The sequence below is a fragment of the Hymenobacter sp. UYCo722 genome, from assembly GCF_040547115.1.
Lineage (GTDB): Bacteria > Bacteroidota > Bacteroidia > Cytophagales > Hymenobacteraceae > Hymenobacter.
On record NZ_JBEPPC010000001.1, the window covers coordinates 1,003,595 to 1,023,221 of the forward strand.

Consider the following 19,627-nt stretch of genomic DNA (forward strand, 5'->3'; position numbering starts at 1 on the left):
ACCCTGCAAGTAACTATTCACTACTGCGGTAGCGATGCTTCGGCTGCGCTCGGCATGACGTTCAGGGAGCCCCTCCTTGACTCCCTTCCCAGCTAGCTACTCCTCTGAAAACAAGCTCATGTCCCTGCACATCCATCCTACCACCGAAACTACCCTGCACGCGCTGGCCGGCTATTTTGTGGCTCGCGCCACCGAGGCCATCGCCGCGCGCGGTCGCTTTGCCGTGGCCCTGTCGGGCGGCAGCTCGCCCAAAAAACTCTACGAGTTGCTGGCCTCGCCCGCCTACCGTAATCAAGTGGCTTGGTCGCAGGTGTACTTCTTTTTCGGCGATGAGCGCAACGTACCACAAAGCGACCCGCAGAGCAACTACCTGATGGCTAAAACGGCCTTATTGGCCCCGGTGGGCATTGCCGACGCCCAGGTTTTCGCGCCAAACACCGACCTGCCGCCGCCCGATGCGGCAGCGGCCTACACGAAGGAAGTCAACGATTTTTTCGGCCCCAAGCCGGCCCGCTTCGATTTGGTGCTGCTGGGCCTGGGCGATAATTCGCACACGGCTTCGCTGTTTCCGCACACGGAGGTGCTGCGCGCTACTACAGCCGAAGTACAAGCCGTGTTTGTGCCCGAAGTTGATATGTACCGCCTCACCTTCACGGCCCCGCTCATCAATCAGGCGCGGGCGGTGGCTTTTCTGGTATTCGGGGCTGACAAGGCGGCGGCAGTACGGCGCGTGCGCCAGGGCGCGCGCAACGCGGAGGAATTCCCCGCTCAACTCGTGGCCCCCTCGGCCGGCGAGCAGCACTGGTTTTTGGACGAAGCGGCGGCGGGCCAGCTCAGCAATAGCAACGCCCAACCCGACTAACTGTCGACGACCTGCTCGCCACCAAAAGCGGCCACCGGGCGGCGGGCCGTTAGCGTAGCGCCCACACTGGCTATCGCAATAAAGCCCACCGCCAGCCACTGCGCCAGCAGCAGGCGCTCGCCCAGCAGCAGCCAGCCCGAGAGCGCGGCCGCCACCGGCTCCAGACTCATCAGGATGCTGAAGGTACGCGTGGGCAGGATGCGCAGGGCGTGCATCTCCAACGAAAACGGGAGCACGCTGGAAAATACGGCCAACGCACATCCCAGCAGCATTAGGTGAGGCGTGAGGCCCACCAGGCTGCCGCTGGCAACGCCCACCGGCAGCACCGGCAGCGCGGCAAACAGCAGCCCGATGGCCACGGCCTGCTGGCCCGGCAGCACGGCCGCCGTGCGCTGGCCCAGCACGATGTACACGGCCCAGCATCCGCCGGCCGCCAGCGCAAAACCCAGGCCCAGCAGGTCGATACCCTGGCCGTGCCACGGAGCAATAAGCGCAATACCGGCGGCGGCCAGCAACGCCCACACCACATCGCCCCAGCGGCGCGAGCCCGCCAGCGCCAGCCCCAGCGGCCCGATAAATTCCAGCGTCACGGCCAGGCCCAGCGGAATGCGAGCCAAGGAACAGTAGAACAGCAGGTTCATCAGGCCCAGCGCCAGCCCATACGGCACCACTGCCCGCCACTGCGCCGCCGACAGGCGCCCCAACCGCGGGCGCACCACCAGCAGCAGCACCAGCGCCGAAATACCCACCCGCAGGCTGGTAGTGCCCGCCGGCCCCAGCACCGGGAATAAGCCCTTGGCGATGGCCGCTCCACCCTGCACACTCACGATGGCGAGCAGCACGGCGGGTACGGCCGGTAGGGTGAAGCGAGAGGTTGACTTCATCGAAGGCCGCCGCTACGGGAGGTCCGTGAACTGGCTGGCCGCCACCGGGGCCTGGCCCGGCCGCCACACCTGCGCCTGCCCGCCCTGCACCACCACGGCGGCGCGGGCCAGCCTCAGAAACAGGCCATGCTCGACCATGCCGGGAATGACGATGAGCTGCGCGGCCAGCGCGGCGGGGTCTGCAATCAGCTGGAAATGGCAGTCGACGAGCAGGTTGCCTTGGTCGGAATGCGCTGGTTCGGCGGGGTTATCCTTGCTCATACGCAGCACGGGCGCGCCGCCGAGGTCGGCCACGGCGTCCATCACCCAGGGCAGGGCGAAGGGCACCACTTCGAGCGGCAGCGGAAAGCGGCCGAGCTGGCCCACCGCCTTGGTGGAATCGGCCACGATGAGCAGGTAGTCGGAAGCGGTGGCGATGACTTTTTCGCGCAGCAGTGCCCCCCCGCCGCCCTTGATGAGGCGCAGCTGGGCGTCGAGCTCGTCGGCCCCGTCCACGGTGAGGTCGAAGCGCAGGCCCCGGCGGGGCTCCAGTAGCGGGATGCCCACCTGGCGGGCCAGCTCCTCGCTGGCGCGGGAAGTGGCAGTGGCTTCGATGCGCAGGCCGCCCTCGCGCACCCGCTGGCCGAGCAGGGTGATGAACGGAGCGGCGGTGCTGCCCGTGCCCAGGCCCACGCGCATGCCGTCGCGCACCCAGCCCACGGCAGTGGTGGCGGCGAGCAGCTTTTCGGCGGTTAAATCGGGAGCGGAGGTGGGTCGGGGTGCAGACACGGCGAGCGGGAAATAAAGGCGCGGCCACGGCCGGTGCCCAATGAGAAAAAACGCGGCGGGGCCACTCCCCGCCCGCCCCCGCGCCGCTAAATGGCCCGGAACGGCCCGCCAAAAGTAGCCCCGGCGGCGGGCCGGAGCACCCGGCGGCGAACAAAAAACAGCCGATGCAGGACTTTGCAATGGGTGAAAACTGGCTGCGGAGCCGAATTTTAGGAACTGGCGGTTGGTGGCCCGGCGGCATTTGGCGTAGCTTGAGGCACTTTTGCAGCTTTCGCTACTTCCGGCTCTATGACTCATCCTGTTTCGCGATTTTCGACATTTTCCCGTGGGCTGCTGGGCGGCCTCGCCCTGGGTGCCAGCGCCCTGCTGGCTGGCTGCGGCCGGCCCGCGACGGCCACCCTGCCGGCCGACTACCTGCTCTACATCGGCACCAACGTGGGCGGCGCGCAGGACACTACCATCTACCTCTACCGCGTGAACGCGACCAGTGGGGCCTTCACCAAACTCAGCGGGCAGCTGGGCGGGGCAAGCCCCACCTACCTCGCGCTGGCGGCCAACCACCGGTTTCTGTACGCCGTGAGCGAAACCCAGACCTTCCGGGGCGCGCCAGGTGGCGGGGTGAGCAGCTTCGTCATCGACCCGCACTCGGGCGGGCTGAAACCCCTCGGCCAGCAGCCTTCGGGCGGTGCATCGCCCTGCTACATCAGCCTCGACCACACCGGCAAAAATGCGCTCGTGGCCAACTATATAGGTGGCAACGTAAGCATTCTGCCCGTGGCGACCGACGGTGCGCTCAGCCCGCCCACCACCGACCAGCACACCGGCCGCGGCCCGCACAAAAACCAGAATGCCTCGCACGCCCACTGCCTGCTGCCCGACCCGGCCAACAAATTCGCCTTCGCCGTGAATCTGGGCACCGACCAGGTAGTGGGCTACCGCCTCGATGCGCCGGCCGGCCGCCTCACGCGCCTGCCCGAGCCGGCCTTCGGGGCCAAGCCTGGGGCCGGGCCGCGCCACCTCACCTTTCACCCCAACGGCAAAACCGCCTACCTCATCAACGAGCTGAACTCGACCGTGACCACGCTGGCCTACGACGCGGCTACCGGCCACTTCCGCGAGCTGCAAACTGTGTCGGCGCTGCCAGCCAGCTACTCCGGCGACAACTCCTGCGCCGACGTGCACGTGGCCCCCAACGGCCTGTTCCTCTACGCCTCCAACCGGGGCCACAACAGCATTGCCGTGTTCGCCATCGACAGCAGCAACGGCACGCTGGTGCCCATTCAGGACGTGGACACGCAGGGCAAAACCCCGCGCAACTTCGCCCTCGACCCCAGCGGCCGCCTGCTGCTGGTGGCCAACCAGAATTCCAACAACCTCGTCAGCTACCGCGTCGACGCGCTTTCGGGGCTGCTCACGCCCACCGGGCAGCAGGCCCCGGTGCCCGCGCCCATGTTCGTGGGCGTGGTCGAGGATTTCCGCAAATAACCTCCCTGGTTAGCCCCGTCGTGGCAACACTCGGGCGCGTAGGCCGTATGGGGCGCAGCCAGCGACTATTTGCCGGCGGCTATTTTTGACCATGGCTGACTTCGACCCCGTGCCGCCCACCCGCGAGCTGCAGTTCCCACTTTACGTGAAAGCCCCGCTCATATTGCTGGGGCTGGCGCTGCTGGTGTTCACCCTCCACATCGCCTCGGAAATTATATTCCCGCTGTTTTTCGCGGCCATTTTCGCCATTATGCTGCACCCGGTGGAGCAATGGCTGCTGCGTCGGCGCGTGCCGCAGCTGCTGGCTATTGCCCTCACGGTGGTACTGGGCGTGGCGGCGGTGCTCGGGCTGGTGTACTTCATCTCAATAGAAGCGGCCCAGCTGTCGGACCAGATGCCGATGTTCAAGAAGAAGTTTGCCGAGACTACGGCCGATGTACACGAGTGGCTACAGTCGCGCTTCGGCCTGAGCGACCAGAAGCTGCAAAGCTGGGTGGGCGAGGCCGGCACCAAGGCGCAGGGCCTGCTGGGCGGTACACTCTCAGCCATATCGGGACTGCTGGTGACGTTTACGCTGATTCCGGTCTATATTTTTCTGCTGTTTCTGTATCAGAAGCGGCTGGTTGATTTTCTGGTGCAGGCCTTTTCGGGGCACCGCCGCGATACCGGCGTGAGCGAGGTGCTGCGCGAGAGCAAAGCGGCCATCCAGAGCTACATGGTGGGCCTGCTCATTGAGGGCAGCATCGTGGCCGCGCTCAACGTGACGGTCCTGCTCATTATCGGAGTACCCTACGCCCTGCTGCTGGGCGTGATGGGCGCGCTGCTCAACTTCATTCCATACATCGGCGGGCTCATTGCCATTGCCCTGCCCATGCTCATGGCCTTCGTAGCCAAGCCCGGCTACGGCCATTCCATCGCGGTGCTGGGGGCCTACATGCTCATCCAGTTCACCGACAACCACTTCCTGATTCCGCGCATCGTGGCGTCCAAAATTCAGGTCAACGCCCTGGTTGCCATCGTGGGCGTGCTGGTGGGCAACGCCATCGGCGGCGTAGCCGGCATGTTTCTGGCCCTGCCCGTTATCGCCATCCTCAAAATCGTATTCGACCGCATCGAGTCGCTTAAGCCCTGGGGCATGGTGCTGGGCGATGAGGAAACTCCGCGCGGGCGCAAAGTCAATCCGGCCAAAAAGCAAGTGCTGACCGCCGAGGGCAAGGGGTAGCGACAAAGTTCTTCGGCAGGCCTTGCCGAGCGCAGCCGAGGCATCTGGCGAGCAGTAGTAAACCAGTCAATTGCGTTGCTACCCCATGCACAACACCGCGGTTGCGTTCGGCATCATGTGCTCGTCATCTATGTAATCACCTAGCCGCGCACTTGGCGCAGCCAGGCATCGGCTTCGCTCAATTCGGCGAAGCGCCGGAATTGCAGGCCGCTGGGCGACGCCGACACCACCGACTGCGTGGAGAGACGGTGCATGGGGTCGGCCCCTTCCACAATGGCGCAGTAGCGGACCCCGGCCTGAGCAATGGCACGCGGAATCCAGTTGCCGGTGAGCCACTCCTGGGCCGGGCCCGGTAACGGAGCGCGCTGCCCGTGGTGAGATAGAATTTTGTGGGTGCCGGTGCTCAGCATCAGGGCCAGTACCTGCTCGTAGTATTCCTGAATGGCCGGCAGCGCAATGCGCTCGCCCGCCCACGCCAGGCGCACCACCTGGGCTCCCGCCTGGTAATACAGCCGGCCGGCCACGTTCTGAAAATACAGCGTTTCCGGGGCTTGGGAGAACAAAGTCATCGCCAGTTAAAACGGTAGAATGGTCATGATACCTCAGCCGCGCAGGGCCATAGGAAGTCAAATTTACCCCCAAACCGACGGGCCACCAAGCCCCCCCGACCAATAAATCGCCCGGTGCCGGATAGCCGCTTGCGGCAGCCACGCCCCACCAGCCCATGAAGCATCGCTTTGGCCCTGGCAAACAGCATTAGTGGTGGAAATATCCGGTGCCTGGGCGGCCCGGCCGGCGGCCCCTACAGCACCAAGTGGGCTGTGGCGGCGGTGCTGCCACCGGCATCGTCGTCGGTCACGAGCAACAGTTCGAAGTGGCCGTCAGCCAGCTGCCGACGAACGGCCAGCCCCTCCACTTTGCCGAAATACGGCCGGCCATCGGCCCAGGCTAGCCGGGCCAGGGTGGCCGTGCCGGCCGCCACATCCACCACGCCCACGAAGGAGCCTAGCATCGTGCCATCGAGTACGGCATCGTCCGTATCCTCCACCGAGGCCGACACGAACAGCCGCCCATCGGCGAACGTGGCCCCCGAAAAGCCGGCCGGACAGCCGTCAATCAGCGGCAGTTCCAACACTAGCTGATGCACGGCAGGCGGGTTTGTAGCTGTTGCGTTGGTCAGAAAAGCTAGCGTTTCGGCCAGCGGCAGCACGAAAAGCAGCGCCGCATCGGTCCGCCCCACGGTGCGCTGAAACAGCAGCAGCTCGGTTGCAGTAGTGGCGGCGGCTTCGAGGTTAAGGACCACGCCGGCGGGCAGTTGGGCGGCTAGCTGGGCGTAAAGCCGGGCCAGGTCGACGGCCTCCGGCACCAGGTTTTCGATGGGCACAAACCAGCCCCGGGCCCGATTGGGCTGGCTGCCCGAGCCCAGCAGCAGCAGGCCGGGGCGACCGTCGGGCCAGGTGAGGGCCACCATGCCTTCCAGGTCGGGTTTCACCGGCTTGGGCATGCGGCCGGAGGCGAAATCGGCGGCCGCTTCGAACAGCGCAATGCGGCCAGTTTGAGCCAGCGTGGCCGCGTCGAGTTGGTATAGCACCGGCGAGTCGTCGCCGATGATGTAGGCGACGGGGCCGATGATTTCGACGCCCGAAGCGGAGGGCAGGCCGGCCAGCGGGTTTTCGGAGAGGATGGTGGCCGTCATAGTAAAACGGAAGACGAAAGAAATGCCAAATGATGGCTGTAGTTCGGGCCGAAACCAGCCCAAGTGGCTACACCTATACGGCGCAGTGCCTGGGCCGGGCGCTATGGAGTGGCGGTTTTTCTGGGCACGGTGGGAGGGTTCGCTTTCCTTGAAGAAGGGCTCTGGCACGGGCTGGTCTGGCGCGCGCACGGCGGGGTGTTCGGCTGGTTTCAGCGCCTGCCCCCCTGGAGCCAACCCCGCGCTATTGAGGTGGCTGGTGCCGCTGCTGGCCCTGCCGCAGTCCACGCATTACGTGCTCGATGGAGTTACCTGGCGGGGGCGCAAGCCGGAACCTTCGCTCCGCCGGCATTGAACGAAAACGCCTGTGCCGCCGGCATCGCGCAACGGTACCGGCGCAAAGGCAATGGCCTATTGCTACTTCACAATCACCAGCTCCACGCGGCGGTTCAGGCGGCGGGTTTCTTCGCGGTCGTTGCCGAAGCGGGGCTTGGTGCCGCCGAAACCGATGGTGGTGATGCGCTTTTCGTCGATGCTACGGCCCACGAGGTAGCGCTTCACTTCGGCCACCCGGTCTTCGGACAGCTGCTGGTTTTTGTCGGCCGGGCCCACGTTATCGGTGTGGCCTTCGAGGCGTACTTCGGTAGCCGGGGCGGCCTGCAGGGCAATCGCCAGGCGGTTGAGCTCGATGAAAGACGAACCCAGCAGCGTGGCTTTGCCCTGGGCGAAGATGATGCTGGGCAAATCAACTTTTTCGCCCACCACGGCCGGGTTCAGCAAAATATCGCGGCGCGGCGAGCCACTGGCATTCAGCGTGTCGCTCATCGTGAGCAGGCCGCCGATGGCCGACAGCGCGTAGCGGCCCGGCAGCAGCGACATCTGGTAGTTGCCCGAATTGTCGGCCCGGCTGGTGGCGTTAAACTGGGTGCTGTTGCGGCCGGTACCCAGCAGGTTGGCCTTTACCAGCGCGCCGGGCACCGGCTGCCTGGTGCGGGCGTCGAGCACACGCCCACTCAGAAAAGCCCGGCCAGCGGTTTCCGATACTTCGGCCACAACCGGCTGGGGCAGCGAGTCGGCCACCACGGCGCGGCCGGTGCGCCAGATGTCCTTGGTGCCGTTGGCGGTGGCCGACGACGAATAATAGGCCGTTTTGCCGTCGGGAGTCAGGCTCAGGTAGGCGTTGAAGCCGGGCCCGTTCAGGGCCGGGCCGAGGTTGCGGGGCTCGCTCCACTTCGTCCACGAGTCATCGAGCCGGGTACTCACGAACATGTCGGCCGAGCCGTAGCCCATGTGGCCATACGAGGCGAAGTAGAGCGTTTTGCCGTCGGGCGCGAGCCAGGGCGCGAAGTCGAAGCCCGGCGAGTTCAGCACCGGCCCCAGGCTTAGCGGCGCGGAGTAGCCCCCGCTGGCCAGGTGAAAGCTCACGTATAAATCGTTACCGCCCTCCGAGTCGCCCCGTTCCAGCGAAAGCACCATAATTGGGTCGCGCGGACCGGTACCCGAATTCACGAAGAAACCCGTAGCCGGCGAAGCCGAGTAGAGATTTTCGATGGCAATGGGCGTGGGCCTTACGCCCTTCGCCACGCCATTCAGGCCCGCCGCCTCGGCTACCGTGCTCAAGCCCTCGTCGCGAAACCCGTTAGGCTCGTAGGTACCGCGCACCAGCAGCCGGCCAAAGTTGTTGGCCACCACCTCGTTGTTCTGCTGGGTATTGATGGCATCGAGGCGCGCGGGCGCGCCCCAGGTACGGCCCTGGTCGGCGCTGCGGCTAGCCCAGGCATCGCCCGAGTCGGTGTTGCCCTCGGTGTTGCCGGCATACTTGGTGCGGGCAAAGAACAGCGTGTTGCCATCGGGGCTCAGGATGGGATGCAGCTCATTGCCCGGCGAGTTCACGGGGCCGGCCAACTGCTGCGGCGCGCCGAAGGACGACGGGCCGTCGAGCAAGTTCAGGCGCAGCCGGAATAGCCGCCACTGCTGGCTGGCGCGGCCGTTGCTTTTCTGAGCCACCACCGGCGTGCCGTTGAATTTATCGGAGGCAGCCAGTGCGGCCACCCGAGCCTCGCTCTTGTTTTCGAGCTGGAAGCTACCCGCCGGCCCGGCCGGCACCAGCCGCCACTGCTGCTCGGCGCTGCCCTGAAATGGCCGCTGCACCAGCGCCGTGCTTTCGCCGGCCGTAGGCACCGTGAGGCACTGGCCGCTGTGGCGGGCCTCGATGCGGTAGTACTCGCTGCCCTGGCGCACCGGCACAAAGCGCCACTGCTGGCTGTTGGCGTGCGTGAACTCCCACTGCACGGCCGCCGCCCCGCTGGCCGTGCTGGCGCTGGCCACGTCGAGGCAGCGCCCGCTGCCCCGGTCAATCAGGCCGTAGTACGCCCGCTCATCGGGCACGAACGTGCTGGTTTGGGCACTAACACTAACCGGCAGCCACAGCAGCAAAGGCAACAAGAGCAGAAAACGAGGCATGGATGGGGGCGCGGCCACAAGGCACCACGCATGGTTGAACACCGCAAAGAACGGCGAAACGGGGTAGCGAGTATCAAAAAGGCTTTGCTTCGGGTTGGCGCAGCTGCTCAATATTGGGCGGGCAGCGCGCATTTTGCTTCGTTCCGCCGCCGTCCCTGCCCCACAGCTTGGGCCTGATGGCGTCCTGCATAAGCCCCACCACCGACTTGCAGCTGGTTTTGGTGAGAATGGTCGTGCGGTAGGGTTTCCACGGTGCGCTCCGAGATAAACAGGGCCCCGGCAATGGCCTGGTTTGATTTCACCTCGGCCACCAGGCGCAGGATTTCGCGCTCGCGGGGCGTGCGCTCAACCAGCGCCGCGCCGTTGGGTTGGCTGGGCCGGCCGCAGCGCCCCCCAACCCGCTCAGCCCAAGGCCAGCCCCAACGGCAACGAAGCTTCGTGCGTACGTCTGGTAATTACGTTTGCTAATCCTTAATTCCGCCATGCGCAAAGGCACCCAAGTATCCTGGAAATACGGCACCGGCACGGCCGTAGGCAAAATTGAGTCAACTCACAAAGAGCCCATTACCCGCACGATTAAGGGCGCTGAAATTCACCGCAACGGCTCGGCCACCGACCCCGCCTTCGTCATCGTGCAGGAAAACGGCGACCGCGTGCTTAAGCTCAAAAGTGAGGTGAAGCCCGTGGCCTAACCAGCGAAGCCGCCGCGAAGCGCCCGGTCACGGGTCTACCTTTGCCCGGCATTCGCCACTCTCCCCTAGTGTCCGGCATTGGGCTTGAGCGATTTCGGCTGCTTATGGCACCGTGGCAAGTGCGTTGCCCTGCATTTCCTCAGCCCGCTATGTCAACCCTTTCCCAGCCCTTCTACATGGTGCGCTACCAGCATGCGCCTGCCCTGCTGCGCGGCACTGTACTTCGGCCGCTCACCACCATCGAGTTCACCGAAGCCTGCGAAATGCTGCTGGCCACCGCTCAAGAGCACCACTGCCCCTACTGGCTGCTTGATGGCCGCGCCGATGCCGACGCCCGCCCGCCCGATGTGTATGAGTGGCTGAGCGACGAATTTTTGCCGCGCGTGCACCGCGTGCTCGGCCGCGTGCCCACGCTGGCCTTCGTGGCCCGGCCCGAATTTTGGCAGGCCTTGCGCGCCCGCAGCTATGCCCCTCCCCTGGTTATCGCCAGTACTTTCCGGGCCAGCTGGTTCACCGACGAGCGCGCGGCCCTGGCGTGGCTGGCTACTTATCGCACCGTGCTACCCGCCCCGCTCTGACCCGGAGCAAAAGCTCTGCCCACGCAAAAAGCCCCGTTGGTACGTACCAGCGGGGCTTTTTGCGTAAATAATGCGTTGGGAGTGGCCCGTTAAAGGCTCGCCCCACTCGCTTAGCACTTCGCCTAATCTATCGATTATTCGAGTCGGGCTTGATGAAGGCTTCCTCGTCCATCTCGGTGGGTACGACTACCACACCCTTCTGGAGCATGGAGTTGCGCTGGCCGTAGAGGAAGTAAACGATGAAGCCGAGCAGCATCCAGCCCACGGCTACCTGCAGCGTGAACGAATCGAGGCCCACGATGAGCAGCGTGCACACCAACGCCCCCATAATGGGCACCAGCGGGAAGCTAGGCGTCGAGAGCGGCGCGCGGAAGGGGCGCGGCTGGTCGGGGTCCGATTTGCGCATAATCCACACGCCCAGGCTCACGAGCACGAAAGCCAGCAGCGTCCCGAACGAGGTGAGGTCGCCGGCCAGCGAGCCGGGCACGAAGGCCGCGAACAGGCCCACGAACACCATCAGCATCAGGTTGGACTTGTAGGGCGTGTTGAAGCGCGGGTGCAGCTCCGAAAACGCCTTGGGCATGAGGCCGTCCTTGGCCATCGAGAAGAATACCCGGCTCTGGCCCATGAGCATCACCAGAATAACCGACGTGAAGCCGAGCAGGATGCCCACCGTTACGCCCGTAGCCAACCAGCCGTAGCCGGGCATGTGCGCCCGAATGGCATAGGCTACGCTGGCCTCGCCACCCAGGGCCGGGTCGGCAAACTCGCGCCAGCTGGCCACGCCCGTCAGCACGTGGCCGAACAGGATGTAGAGCACCGTGCAAATGGCCAGCGAACCCAGAATACCGATGGGCATGTCGCGCTTGGGGTTGCGGGCTTCCTGGGCCGCCGTACTCACGGCATCGAAACCGATGAAGGCGAAGAACACAATGCCCGCCCCGCCGATAATACCGCCGATGCCGTGCTTAAAGAACCCTTCGTAGGTGCGGACCACTTCGCCGGCCGCGTTTTTCACCACGGCATCAGCCGGAATGAGGTAGGGCGTGTGGTTGGCTGGGTTGATGAACTGCCAGCCCACGGCGATGAACACGACCACAATCAGCACCTTCAGTACCACAATCACGGCGTTGAACATGGCCGATTCCTGAGTGCCCTTCACCAGCAGCAGGCTGAGCATCACAATGATGAACAGCGCCGGCAGGTTGACGAGCCCGCGCTGGTCGATGCCATTGATGACGGCGTGCTCGAAGGGCGAGTGGCACAGGTTATACGGTATACTGGTACCGAAGACCTCCAGCAGCTTGTTGAGGTATTCGCTCCAGGCAATGCTCACGGTGGCCGCGCCCAGGGCGTACTCCATAATCAGGGCCCAACCAATTACCCAGGCCACAAACTCGCCCATGGTGGTGTAGGCGTAGGTGTAGGCCGAACCGGCAATCGGAATCATGGCCGCGAACTCGGCGTAGCACAGGCCCGCGAACACGCAGCCGAAGGCGGCCAGAATGAAGGCCAGCGTCACGCCCGGCCCGGCAGCCTGGGCCGAAGCAGCGGCGGTGCGTACAAACAGGCCCGCCCCGATAATAGCGCCCACGCCCAGGGCCACAAGGTTGCCCGCGCCCAGCGTCCGTTTCAGGGTGCCGTGCCCGGTCGAGTTAGCCTCGCCCAGCAGTACGGCCAGAGGTTTTTTGGCGAAAATACTTGCCATGAGTAGGAATGTGTATGAGAAAGAAAAAGTGGGAATGAAGAGAAAAATACGAGTCCGTTAGACGTCTGCAGCGCCCCAAAACGGGCCACCCACGGCAGCGGGGCCGAAATATAGGCAGCAATTTCGCTCCGTTTCCCGCCGGGGCTGCCGGGCCGGCTGGCCCGCTCCTTGCTTAGCCCCGCCGATATTGCCTCCCGATGGCCCGTACTACCGTCGGCTCACCCCTCGTTTTCTTCCGTTTCACTCCATGAAAAAGCTCCTTTTACTCCTCGCCCTGGGCGGGGCCACTACCTCGGCCGCCATGGCCCAAACCCCGGCCGCCACTGCTACTCCCGGCACTATTGTGCGCACCGTGCCACCCGCCGGCGGCCTCCAGCAAACCCCCGAGCAGATGGTGGGCCGGCGCGTTCAGTACCTCGGCCAGGAGCTGAGCCTGAGCGCCGACCAGCAAACCCGGCTCCTGCCCGTGCTGCTGGCCCAGCGCGAGCAGCTGCAAACCCTGCGCGAAGGCCGCGTCACCAACGGCCGCCGCTACGGCTCGCCGCAGGACCTGAAAAACGCCGAGGTAAAATTCGATGAGCAGCTGAAAACAGTGTTCACGCCCGAGCAATTTGCCAAGTATACCCAGATGAAAGTGGACCAGACCGGCAAGCTGCCCGGCGGCCGGCGGCCAATGCGCCCCGGGGCCCGCCCGGCCGCCCCGGCTCCGACGGAGTAATGCACCGCCAGGCCGGTGAATCCGGCCGGTTGGTCGATGGTTGCCGGTTTTGGGTGCCGCCGGGCAGTTTTAACCCTGCTTCTGGCACAAGGCTTGTCTTACCCAATGCACGACCAGCCTGCTTGTGCAGCGGTTCTTCCCCTCACCACCCCGTATTATTCAACCCCATGAAAAAGACCCTGTTTCTGCTCGCCGCCCTGGCATTTGCCACCGCCGGCACCAGCTTCGCCCAAACCGCCCCGGTGAAAGCCACCGGCACCGATGCCCGGCAAACCGCCCGCCACTATCAGAAAGGCCCGAAAGACCCCGCCAAGATGGCCGACCACCGCGCCGGCAAAATGGCCAAGGAGCTCGGCCTCAACGCCGACCAGGAAGCTAAAGTGGAGCGTCTAATGCTGGACCGCCAGCAGGAAACCACCGCCCTCAAAGCGAAGTACGCCACCAACCGCAAAGCTGGCCGCACCGAAATGAAGGCTGCCCACGACCGCTTCGAGGCCCAGTTCAAAACCATCCTCACGCCCGACCAATACGCGAAGTATCAGGCCAAAAAAGAGGAGCACCGCGATAAGATGAAGGACGGCAAAATGAAGATGAAGGCCAAATCCTAATTCTCGGCCGCATTCCAACTAAAACTAAAAATCCCCGACCAATTATGGTCGGGGATTTTTGCATTTGTGACGAGCGGCAGGGATAGCCCAGCCACCAGCCACTTAAAATTGGGAAGGCGCGGCGCGAGTCAGCCAACACCAGCCAGCTATTCGCGCACTACCTGAAAGTGCACGGGCGCGGCACCGGGTCCGGTCAATTGCACGCGGTAGATGGCGGGGACCAGCACGGTTAGGTCCAGGCGGGTAGCGCCGGTGGGCAGGAGCTGTTGCCCGGCAACCCGCCCCACCACGTCGAAAAAAATGGCTTGCCGGGCATACGGGGCCGCTTCTATCGTGACCACGCCAGGGGTTGGGTTCGGGTAGCCCGGTCGCGTGGCCGGGTTGCTGGCCCGGGTTGGCAGCACGCTGGCATTCAGCTGCATCATCGTTTTCGTCACGGCGTCGTCGGTAGCGGTAGCCCAGGCCTGATTGCCAGGGCCCGTCGCCACGGCATCGTGGCTGTAAGTTGATTCCAGGCTGCTCCAGGTTAAGCCATCGTCCTTCGAGAGGGCACTGCCCGACTGCGGGTAATCGCCCACGCTGAGGTACGTGCCCGGCTTGCCAACTACGGCCACTACCTGCGTCGTTCGCATCAGGCCAGTCACCGCCACCGGGGTCCAGGTCTGGCCGCCATCGGTTGTGCGGCGCACCAGTAATGGTGCGCCCGGGGCCCCGGGCTCGTAGCCATACGCCAGGCCTTGCGTGGCACTGCGAAACACCACGCGATACTTGGCAATGCCCGGGCTGGCCACCGTCCAGGTCTGGCCGCCATCGTTGGTAAAAATGAGCTTGCCCAGATTCGTGACGGCCCACATGCTGCGCCCAACCACTTCGCACGACATAAAGCCTTCGTTGGCGGGCATCGCGCCGGCCACGGTTTTCGCGGCCCAGGTGCTTCCCCCATCCGTAGTGTGGTAGATGCCCCAGCTACCGGTTGCCATATCCGGGGCAGCCAGCGCAATGCCTTCGGTTGCATTGAAGAAGCGGACGTACCAAATTGGTTTCGGGGTGGGCAGGGCGAGGGGGGTGTCAAAACCCAACGGCCCGGTCGTCGTCTTCAGCACTTGAGATTGGGTGGTGGCATAATCATACGTGACCATCCAGGCGTTGCCCGCATCCAATGCCCAGATGTCGAATGCGATAGTGCCCGATGCGACACGCCCGGGCATCGGGCCGAAATTTCCGCGCCCCACCAAGCGTTGGGGCCAGGTTTGGCCGGCATCCGTTGAGGTGTAGACGTACGAATCGAAATCCCCCATGCCGTGGGGTCGAAAGCAATTGGCCCAGATAGCCCCATCGGCGGTTATCTGCAGGCTGCGCATTGTCTGATAACTGGAATGATGCGGGGAGCCTGGGGCAACCACCCATTGGGCCCGGCACCAAGCCGGCACCAGCAGCAGCAGAAAAGCCGCGCAGAAAGCACTATTTTTTATAACTGTTGTGGAAAGAGTTGCGCAAGCGCAAGGCTGCTGACCGGGCGGGCCGCTTCGTGGTAGTAGTGCTGGTTGTAGATACACCATTGGCAAGCTGCTAAGTTAGGTATCGCCAGGCCGTTGCCGTAACCGGTCGCACTCATCTATAGCGGCTGCTTATATTTGGCCAAACCAGCCGGCCCGAAGCCCGTCTTTCCGCTATGCCTCCCCTTCCCAGTAGCACGGCCTCGGCCGTGCAAATTCAGCAGTTCTACGACAAGGGCCTGGCCCACGCCAGCTACGCCATCCGCTGTGGCCGTCAGATTGCGGTTATCGACCCGGGCCGCGACCCGCAGCCTTACTACGACTTTGCCGACGAGCACGAGGCCGACATCATCGCCGTGATTGAGACGCACCCGCACGCCGATTTCGTATCGTCGCACCTGGAAATTGCCGAGGAAACCGAGGCCACCATCTATTGCAGCAAGCTGGTGGGTGCCAAATACCCCCATGAGGATTTCGACGACGGCGACCGCATCAAGCTCGGCAGCGTCGAGCTGCATGCCATCAATACCCCCGGCCATTCGCCCGATAGCATCAGTATTCTGCTGCTCGATGAGCTGGCCCAGAGCCGGGCCGTGTTCACCGGCGACACGCTGTTTGTGGGCGACGTGGGCCGGCCCGACCTACGCGAGAACGAAGCGGGTGGTGGCCACCAGCGCGAGGAGCTGGCCGCCCAGCTCTACCGCAGCACCCGCAACAAGCTGATGACCCTGCCCGGCAGCACCAAGGTGTACCCAGCCCACGGCCCCGGCTCGCTCTGCGGCAAAACCACTAGTCTCGACCTGGACAGCACCATTGCCAAAGAGCTGAAAACCAACTACGCTCTGCAGCCCATGTCGGAGCAGGATTTCATCAAGGTGCTGCTCGCAGACCAGCCGTTCGTGCCCAAATACTTCGGCCACGACGTGCAACTCAACCGCCAGGGTGCCCCCAGTTTCGAGGATAGCATCCGGGCCGTACCCCACCTCGGCAGCACCGACACGCCGGAGCCCGGCGTGCTGCTCATCGATACCCGCCCGGCGGCCAAATTCCGCGCCGGTCACCTGGCCGGTGCCATCAATTTGCAGGACGGCGGCAAGTTCGAAACCTGGCTGGGCTCGGTCATTGGGCCGGATGAAAAATTCTACCTTTTGGCCGACACCAAAATCGCCCTCGACACCGTGGTGCGCAAAACCGCCAAAATTGGTTACGAAGGCAATATCAAAGGCGCGCTGCTGGCCCCGCCAACCCTGCCCACCACCGCCCCCGCCGTGAACGTGGCCCAGGTACGCGAGCACCCGGAACAGTTCACCATTGTGGATATCCGCAACCGCAACGAGGCCCAAACGCCGGTTTTCGCTAACGCTCTGGTCATTCCGCTGCCCGAACTGCGCGAGCGCGCCCACGAAATCCCGACCGGCAAACCCATCCTCGTGCATTGCGCGGGCGGCTATCGCTCGGCGGCGGGCACCAGCATCGTGCAGGCCGCGCTACCCGCCGCGCAGGTGCTGGATTTGGGCGAGGCCGTGACGGATTTTCAGGCACCGGCCGAGCATTAGACAGCAGCTTAAAGCTAAAAAAATAACGTCGAAAAATAATAGATGCGCTACTTCACATTAGTTGTATTAGCTGGGCACTTGCTTTTTAGTTGGCAACAGGCTGCCCCTAAAACAACTTCTGAGACTGCCGGAAAAACAATAAAACCGGCAGATGATAAAGCGCAAATTCAACAGCTTATCAGGCAAGTGGTGAATTGGGGCGAATCAGCAAAATCAATTAATCTGCTGCCACTATTGACTACTAATAAAAGTGACTATTGCATTGGCATGAATTTAAAAATGCACAAGCTGAATCTTGAGAAGCTGAAAGCGGCCAATTTTTTCGCAGCAGAATTTATTGAGAATTACAATCAAATAATTCTGACACTTGACCAGAAAATAAGAAGAAAAGAAATTGAAAAATGGCACGCCAATGGCGAATTGCCGCCGCTCAATTTCGCCAGTAATGTCGACCCCTGGACTTTATGCCAAGACGTTCCATACGATAAGCCAAATCCGTACGATTTTATCAAAACAAACGTCATCACCTTAGATAACCACCAAGGCATGGCCTACTGGAAATGGGGAAAACTTGACGCAAATACCGACGCAAGCTGGAAAGCATTTACTTATCGATTTAGGGTTGTGAAAGAGAATGGGAAATGGAAAGTTGCCTACCTGCAAGGGTTTGACTTTAAAAACAGCACCAGCAAAGCCGGACTATAATGAGGAAGGGGAAATTAACGACTTGCTACTAGGCATTACTGGCTGGCCTGGACGGTATCTTTGAAGTAGTGCGGACTTTCAATCCGCGCTACTTTTTGAATTACTCTACCCTATGCGCGTTCTCCACACCGCCGACTGGCACCTCGGCCAGCACTTCCTCACCGGCCAGGAACGCACCACCGAGCAGCAGGCTTTCCTCGACTGGCTGCTAATCACGGTGAAGGCCCAGGCCATTGATACGCTGGTAATTGCCGGCGACATCTTCGACACCCAGTCGCCCTCCTACACGGCGCAGGAGCAGTATTACACCTTCCTGGTACGGATGCAGAGCACCGGCTGCCGCGACATTGTGGTGGTGGGCGGCAACCACGACTCGCCCACCATGCTCAATGCCTCGCGGCAATTGCTGCGGCAGCTGCGCATTCACGTAGTAGGCGGCGTGCCCGCCGACCATACCGAGCAGGTGCTGCACCTGGCCGGGCCCGACGGCCGGCCCGGGCTGGTAGTATGCGCCGTGCCCTTCCTGCGCGACCGCGACATTCGCCTGGCCGTGGCCGGCGAAAGCCCCGACGACCGCCAGCTGCGCATTCGCCAGAGCATTGCCGGCCACTATGCAGCGCTGTCGGAGCTGGACGTGGTGCGCCGCCTGCGCGAGCAGGACATGGCCGTGCTCGCCACCGGCCACCTTTACGCGGCCGGCGGCGAGGCCCGCGAGGGGGCCGAGCGCGACGTGCACATCGGCGGGCTGGGGCTGGTGGGAGCCGAGCATTTCCCGGCCGCCTTCGACTACGTGGCCCTGGGCCATCTGCACCGCCCGCAGGTGGTGGGCGGCCGGGCCCACATCCGCTACTCGGGCTCGCCGGTGCCGTTGTCTTTCACCGAGGCCAATGATAAGCAGCAGGTGCTGCTACTGGAGTTTAAGGGAGCCGGCGCGCCCACGATTACCACCCTGCCGGTGCCGGTGGCGCGGCGGCTGCAGCGCTTCCACGGCACGCTCGACGAGGTGGAGGCCGACATTCTGGCCTACGACAACGCGGCCTTTCCGCTCGTGGCTTGGGCCGACGTGCTGGTGCGCTCCGACGAAACGCCCGCCGAGGTGCAGCGCCGCGTACAGGCAGTATTGGAGCTAAAGAAACTGGAAGTAGTGGCCCCGCGCGGCGTACGCCACCAGCGCGCCACCGAGCAGCCCGACCTCGCCGCCGACCTGGCCCCGCTCGCGCAGCTGCACGAGCTGACCGTGGATGAGGTATTTGGCCGGCGGGTGGCGGGCCTGCCACCGGAACGGGCGGCGGCCCTCACAGCCACGTTCGGCGAGTTGCGCCAGCTGCTGGGCGAGGCCGAGCTGGCGGCCGGAACGGGTGAAACGCCCGGATGATGGCCAGTGCCCGGCGACAATTTCATGGACTTTTCCGGACAGTAAAAGGCCATGCAGAGCTTGACGAAGCATTTCGCTTGTGGCTGTAAGTTAATCGCCAAGCGGGTGCCTGATTAATGGGCAGGCGGGATACTTCATCGCTGTTTGATGCGCTGCATGACTTTTTATTAGTCGGAATTCTTATTCGGGAATAGCCCTGATTTCCGAAATGCGCACATAATTCAATACTTTTAACTCATCATTCAGCCCAAAATTTGTGAAAAAACATATAATCTTATATCCTGCCATACTGCTTATGCTGGGTGGTTATTTTTCGACTCCGGTTTATGGCCAGTCCTCCTATGCGGGCGCTCCCGGGGCTGTTATTGGCTTAGTGCGGATGATTGCCGACCAGAAAAAAGCCAACGATGCCATTCTTGCCCGAACGACGACCACAACGACTTACCGCGGGCAAAGCTTGGTGATGAAGCGGTGCCCGGAAGACGTGGTGGCCGGCGATGCGGCTGACCGTATCACCCAGCTCGAAACCCAGCTCGGCCTTTGCCACACGGCCCTACTTGCCGACTCGACGAGCCGCACTTGTCCACCCGAACTAGAAGCAGCCATTCGGGCCAACCTCAACTACATTGGGTCGGCCCGCCCGGGCTGGAGCCTGCAGACGTACCGCCAGGAATTAAAGTTTTACCTGACGGAGGATAAACGCCGCCAGCATGCGGCTACTTCGGCAACAGCCAAATAGGCTGCTTTCGCCGCATTTCAGTTGACTCCGCGCCCATCTCGCCCGCCTTTTGCGGACAAGATGGGCGTAATTTTA

Annotated in this window: 19 protein-coding genes; 11 read left to right on the forward strand and 8 right to left on the reverse strand. The window is 63.3% G+C overall.

The window, feature by feature from the left end; all coding sequences use genetic code 11:
* Positions 1-118: 118 nt before the first annotated feature.
* Positions 119-862, forward strand: a complete 744-nt coding sequence (gene pgl, locus ABIB44_RS04455) for a 6-phosphogluconolactonase (protein WP_354583414.1) — start codon at positions 119-121, stop codon at positions 860-862.
* Here the strand turns inward: pgl and ABIB44_RS04460 are convergent.
* On the reverse strand, positions 859-1,746 hold the full coding sequence (locus ABIB44_RS04460) for an EamA family transporter (protein ID WP_354583415.1): 888 nt from the start codon (positions 1,744-1,746) through the stop codon (positions 859-861). The genes pgl and ABIB44_RS04460 overlap by 4 nt on opposite strands.
* A gap of 12 nt (positions 1,747-1,758) precedes the next feature.
* A complete protein-coding gene (gene rpiA / locus ABIB44_RS04465) occupies positions 1,759-2,514 on the reverse strand; it encodes a ribose-5-phosphate isomerase RpiA (protein WP_354583416.1) in 756 nt (251 codons plus the stop codon).
* Positions 2,515-2,802: 288 nt separating this feature from the next.
* Here rpiA and ABIB44_RS04470 point away from each other — a divergent pair, with 288 nt between their 5' ends.
* Positions 2,803-3,999 carry a lactonase family protein gene (locus ABIB44_RS04470; protein ID WP_354583417.1) on the forward strand — a complete coding sequence of 399 codons (1,197 nt, stop codon included), beginning with the start codon at positions 2,803-2,805 and terminating at the stop codon, positions 3,997-3,999.
* Between the two features lie 91 nt (positions 4,000-4,090).
* Positions 4,091-5,221 carry an AI-2E family transporter gene (locus tag ABIB44_RS04475; RefSeq protein ID WP_354583418.1) on the forward strand — a complete coding sequence of 377 codons (1,131 nt, stop codon included), beginning with the start codon at positions 4,091-4,093 and terminating at the stop codon, positions 5,219-5,221.
* Between the two features lie 140 nt (positions 5,222-5,361).
* Here ABIB44_RS04475 and ABIB44_RS04480 read toward each other — a convergent pair whose 3' ends face one another.
* The 4 genes from ABIB44_RS04480 to ABIB44_RS04495 all read right to left on the reverse strand — a co-directional run bounded on the left by ABIB44_RS04480 (position 5,362) and on the right by ABIB44_RS04495 (position 9,730).
* A complete protein-coding gene (locus ABIB44_RS04480; protein WP_354583419.1) occupies positions 5,362-5,790 on the reverse strand; it encodes a hypothetical protein in 429 nt (142 codons plus the stop codon).
* A gap of 233 nt (positions 5,791-6,023) precedes the next feature.
* Positions 6,024-6,917 carry a DUF6929 family protein gene (locus ABIB44_RS04485; protein WP_354583420.1) on the reverse strand — a complete coding sequence of 298 codons (894 nt, stop codon included), beginning with the start codon at positions 6,915-6,917 and terminating at the stop codon, positions 6,024-6,026.
* 414 nt (positions 6,918-7,331) lie between these two features.
* Complete coding sequence (locus ABIB44_RS04490; RefSeq protein ID WP_354583421.1) at positions 7,332-9,377, reverse strand: RICIN domain-containing protein; 2,046 nt, start codon at positions 9,375-9,377, stop codon at positions 7,332-7,334.
* 107 nt (positions 9,378-9,484) lie between these two features.
* Positions 9,485-9,730: a LuxR C-terminal-related transcriptional regulator gene (locus ABIB44_RS04495; RefSeq protein ID WP_354583690.1), complete on the reverse strand. Its 246-nt coding sequence runs from the start codon at positions 9,728-9,730 to the stop codon at positions 9,485-9,487.
* Positions 9,731-9,859: 129 nt separating this feature from the next.
* On the opposite strand from ABIB44_RS04495, the gene ABIB44_RS04500 reads away from it, so the two are divergent.
* Together ABIB44_RS04500 and ABIB44_RS04505 are read left to right on the forward strand one after the other, a co-directional pair.
* The gene (locus tag ABIB44_RS04500; protein WP_354583422.1) at positions 9,860-10,069 is read left to right on the forward strand and encodes a hypervirulence associated TUDOR domain-containing protein; all 210 of its coding nucleotides are present in this window, start codon (positions 9,860-9,862) and stop codon (positions 10,067-10,069) included.
* 149 nt (positions 10,070-10,218) lie between these two features.
* On the forward strand, positions 10,219-10,647 hold the full coding sequence (locus ABIB44_RS04505; protein WP_354583423.1) for a hypothetical protein: 429 nt from the start codon (positions 10,219-10,221) through the stop codon (positions 10,645-10,647).
* A 127-nt stretch (positions 10,648-10,774) separates the two neighbouring features.
* Here the strand turns inward: ABIB44_RS04505 and ABIB44_RS04510 are convergent, their stop codons facing one another.
* A complete protein-coding gene (locus tag ABIB44_RS04510) occupies positions 10,775-12,355 on the reverse strand; it encodes an amino acid permease (protein ID WP_354583424.1) in 1,581 nt (526 codons plus the stop codon).
* A 247-nt stretch (positions 12,356-12,602) separates the two neighbouring features.
* On the opposite strand from ABIB44_RS04510, the gene ABIB44_RS04515 reads away from it, so the two are divergent.
* A complete protein-coding gene (locus tag ABIB44_RS04515) occupies positions 12,603-13,073 on the forward strand; it encodes a DUF4890 domain-containing protein (RefSeq protein WP_354583425.1) in 471 nt (156 codons plus the stop codon).
* 167 nt (positions 13,074-13,240) lie between these two features.
* Positions 13,241-13,681 carry a DUF4890 domain-containing protein gene (locus ABIB44_RS04520; protein WP_354583426.1) on the forward strand — a complete coding sequence of 147 codons (441 nt, stop codon included), beginning with the start codon at positions 13,241-13,243 and terminating at the stop codon, positions 13,679-13,681.
* 146 nt (positions 13,682-13,827) lie between these two features.
* On the opposite strand, the gene ABIB44_RS04525 is transcribed toward ABIB44_RS04520, so the two are convergent.
* Entirely contained in the window at positions 13,828-15,042 is a 1,215-nt protein-coding gene (locus ABIB44_RS04525) for a WD40/YVTN/BNR-like repeat-containing protein (protein ID WP_354583427.1), read from the reverse strand.
* A 311-nt stretch (positions 15,043-15,353) separates the two neighbouring features.
* On the opposite strand from ABIB44_RS04525, the gene ABIB44_RS04530 reads away from it, so the two are divergent.
* The 4 genes from ABIB44_RS04530 to ABIB44_RS04545 all read left to right on the forward strand — a co-directional run bounded on the left by ABIB44_RS04530 (position 15,354) and on the right by ABIB44_RS04545 (position 19,552).
* Positions 15,354-16,733, forward strand: a complete 1,380-nt coding sequence (locus tag ABIB44_RS04530) for an MBL fold metallo-hydrolase (protein ID WP_354583428.1) — start codon at positions 15,354-15,356, stop codon at positions 16,731-16,733.
* Between the two features lie 42 nt (positions 16,734-16,775).
* Entirely contained in the window at positions 16,776-17,438 is a 663-nt protein-coding gene (locus tag ABIB44_RS04535; protein ID WP_354583429.1) for a hypothetical protein, read from the forward strand.
* 112 nt (positions 17,439-17,550) lie between these two features.
* A complete protein-coding gene (locus ABIB44_RS04540; protein WP_354583430.1) occupies positions 17,551-18,813 on the forward strand; it encodes an exonuclease SbcCD subunit D C-terminal domain-containing protein in 1,263 nt (420 codons plus the stop codon).
* Between the two features lie 295 nt (positions 18,814-19,108).
* Positions 19,109-19,552, forward strand: a complete 444-nt coding sequence (locus ABIB44_RS04545) for a hypothetical protein (protein WP_354583431.1) — start codon at positions 19,109-19,111, stop codon at positions 19,550-19,552.
* Positions 19,553-19,627 lie beyond the last annotated feature (75 nt).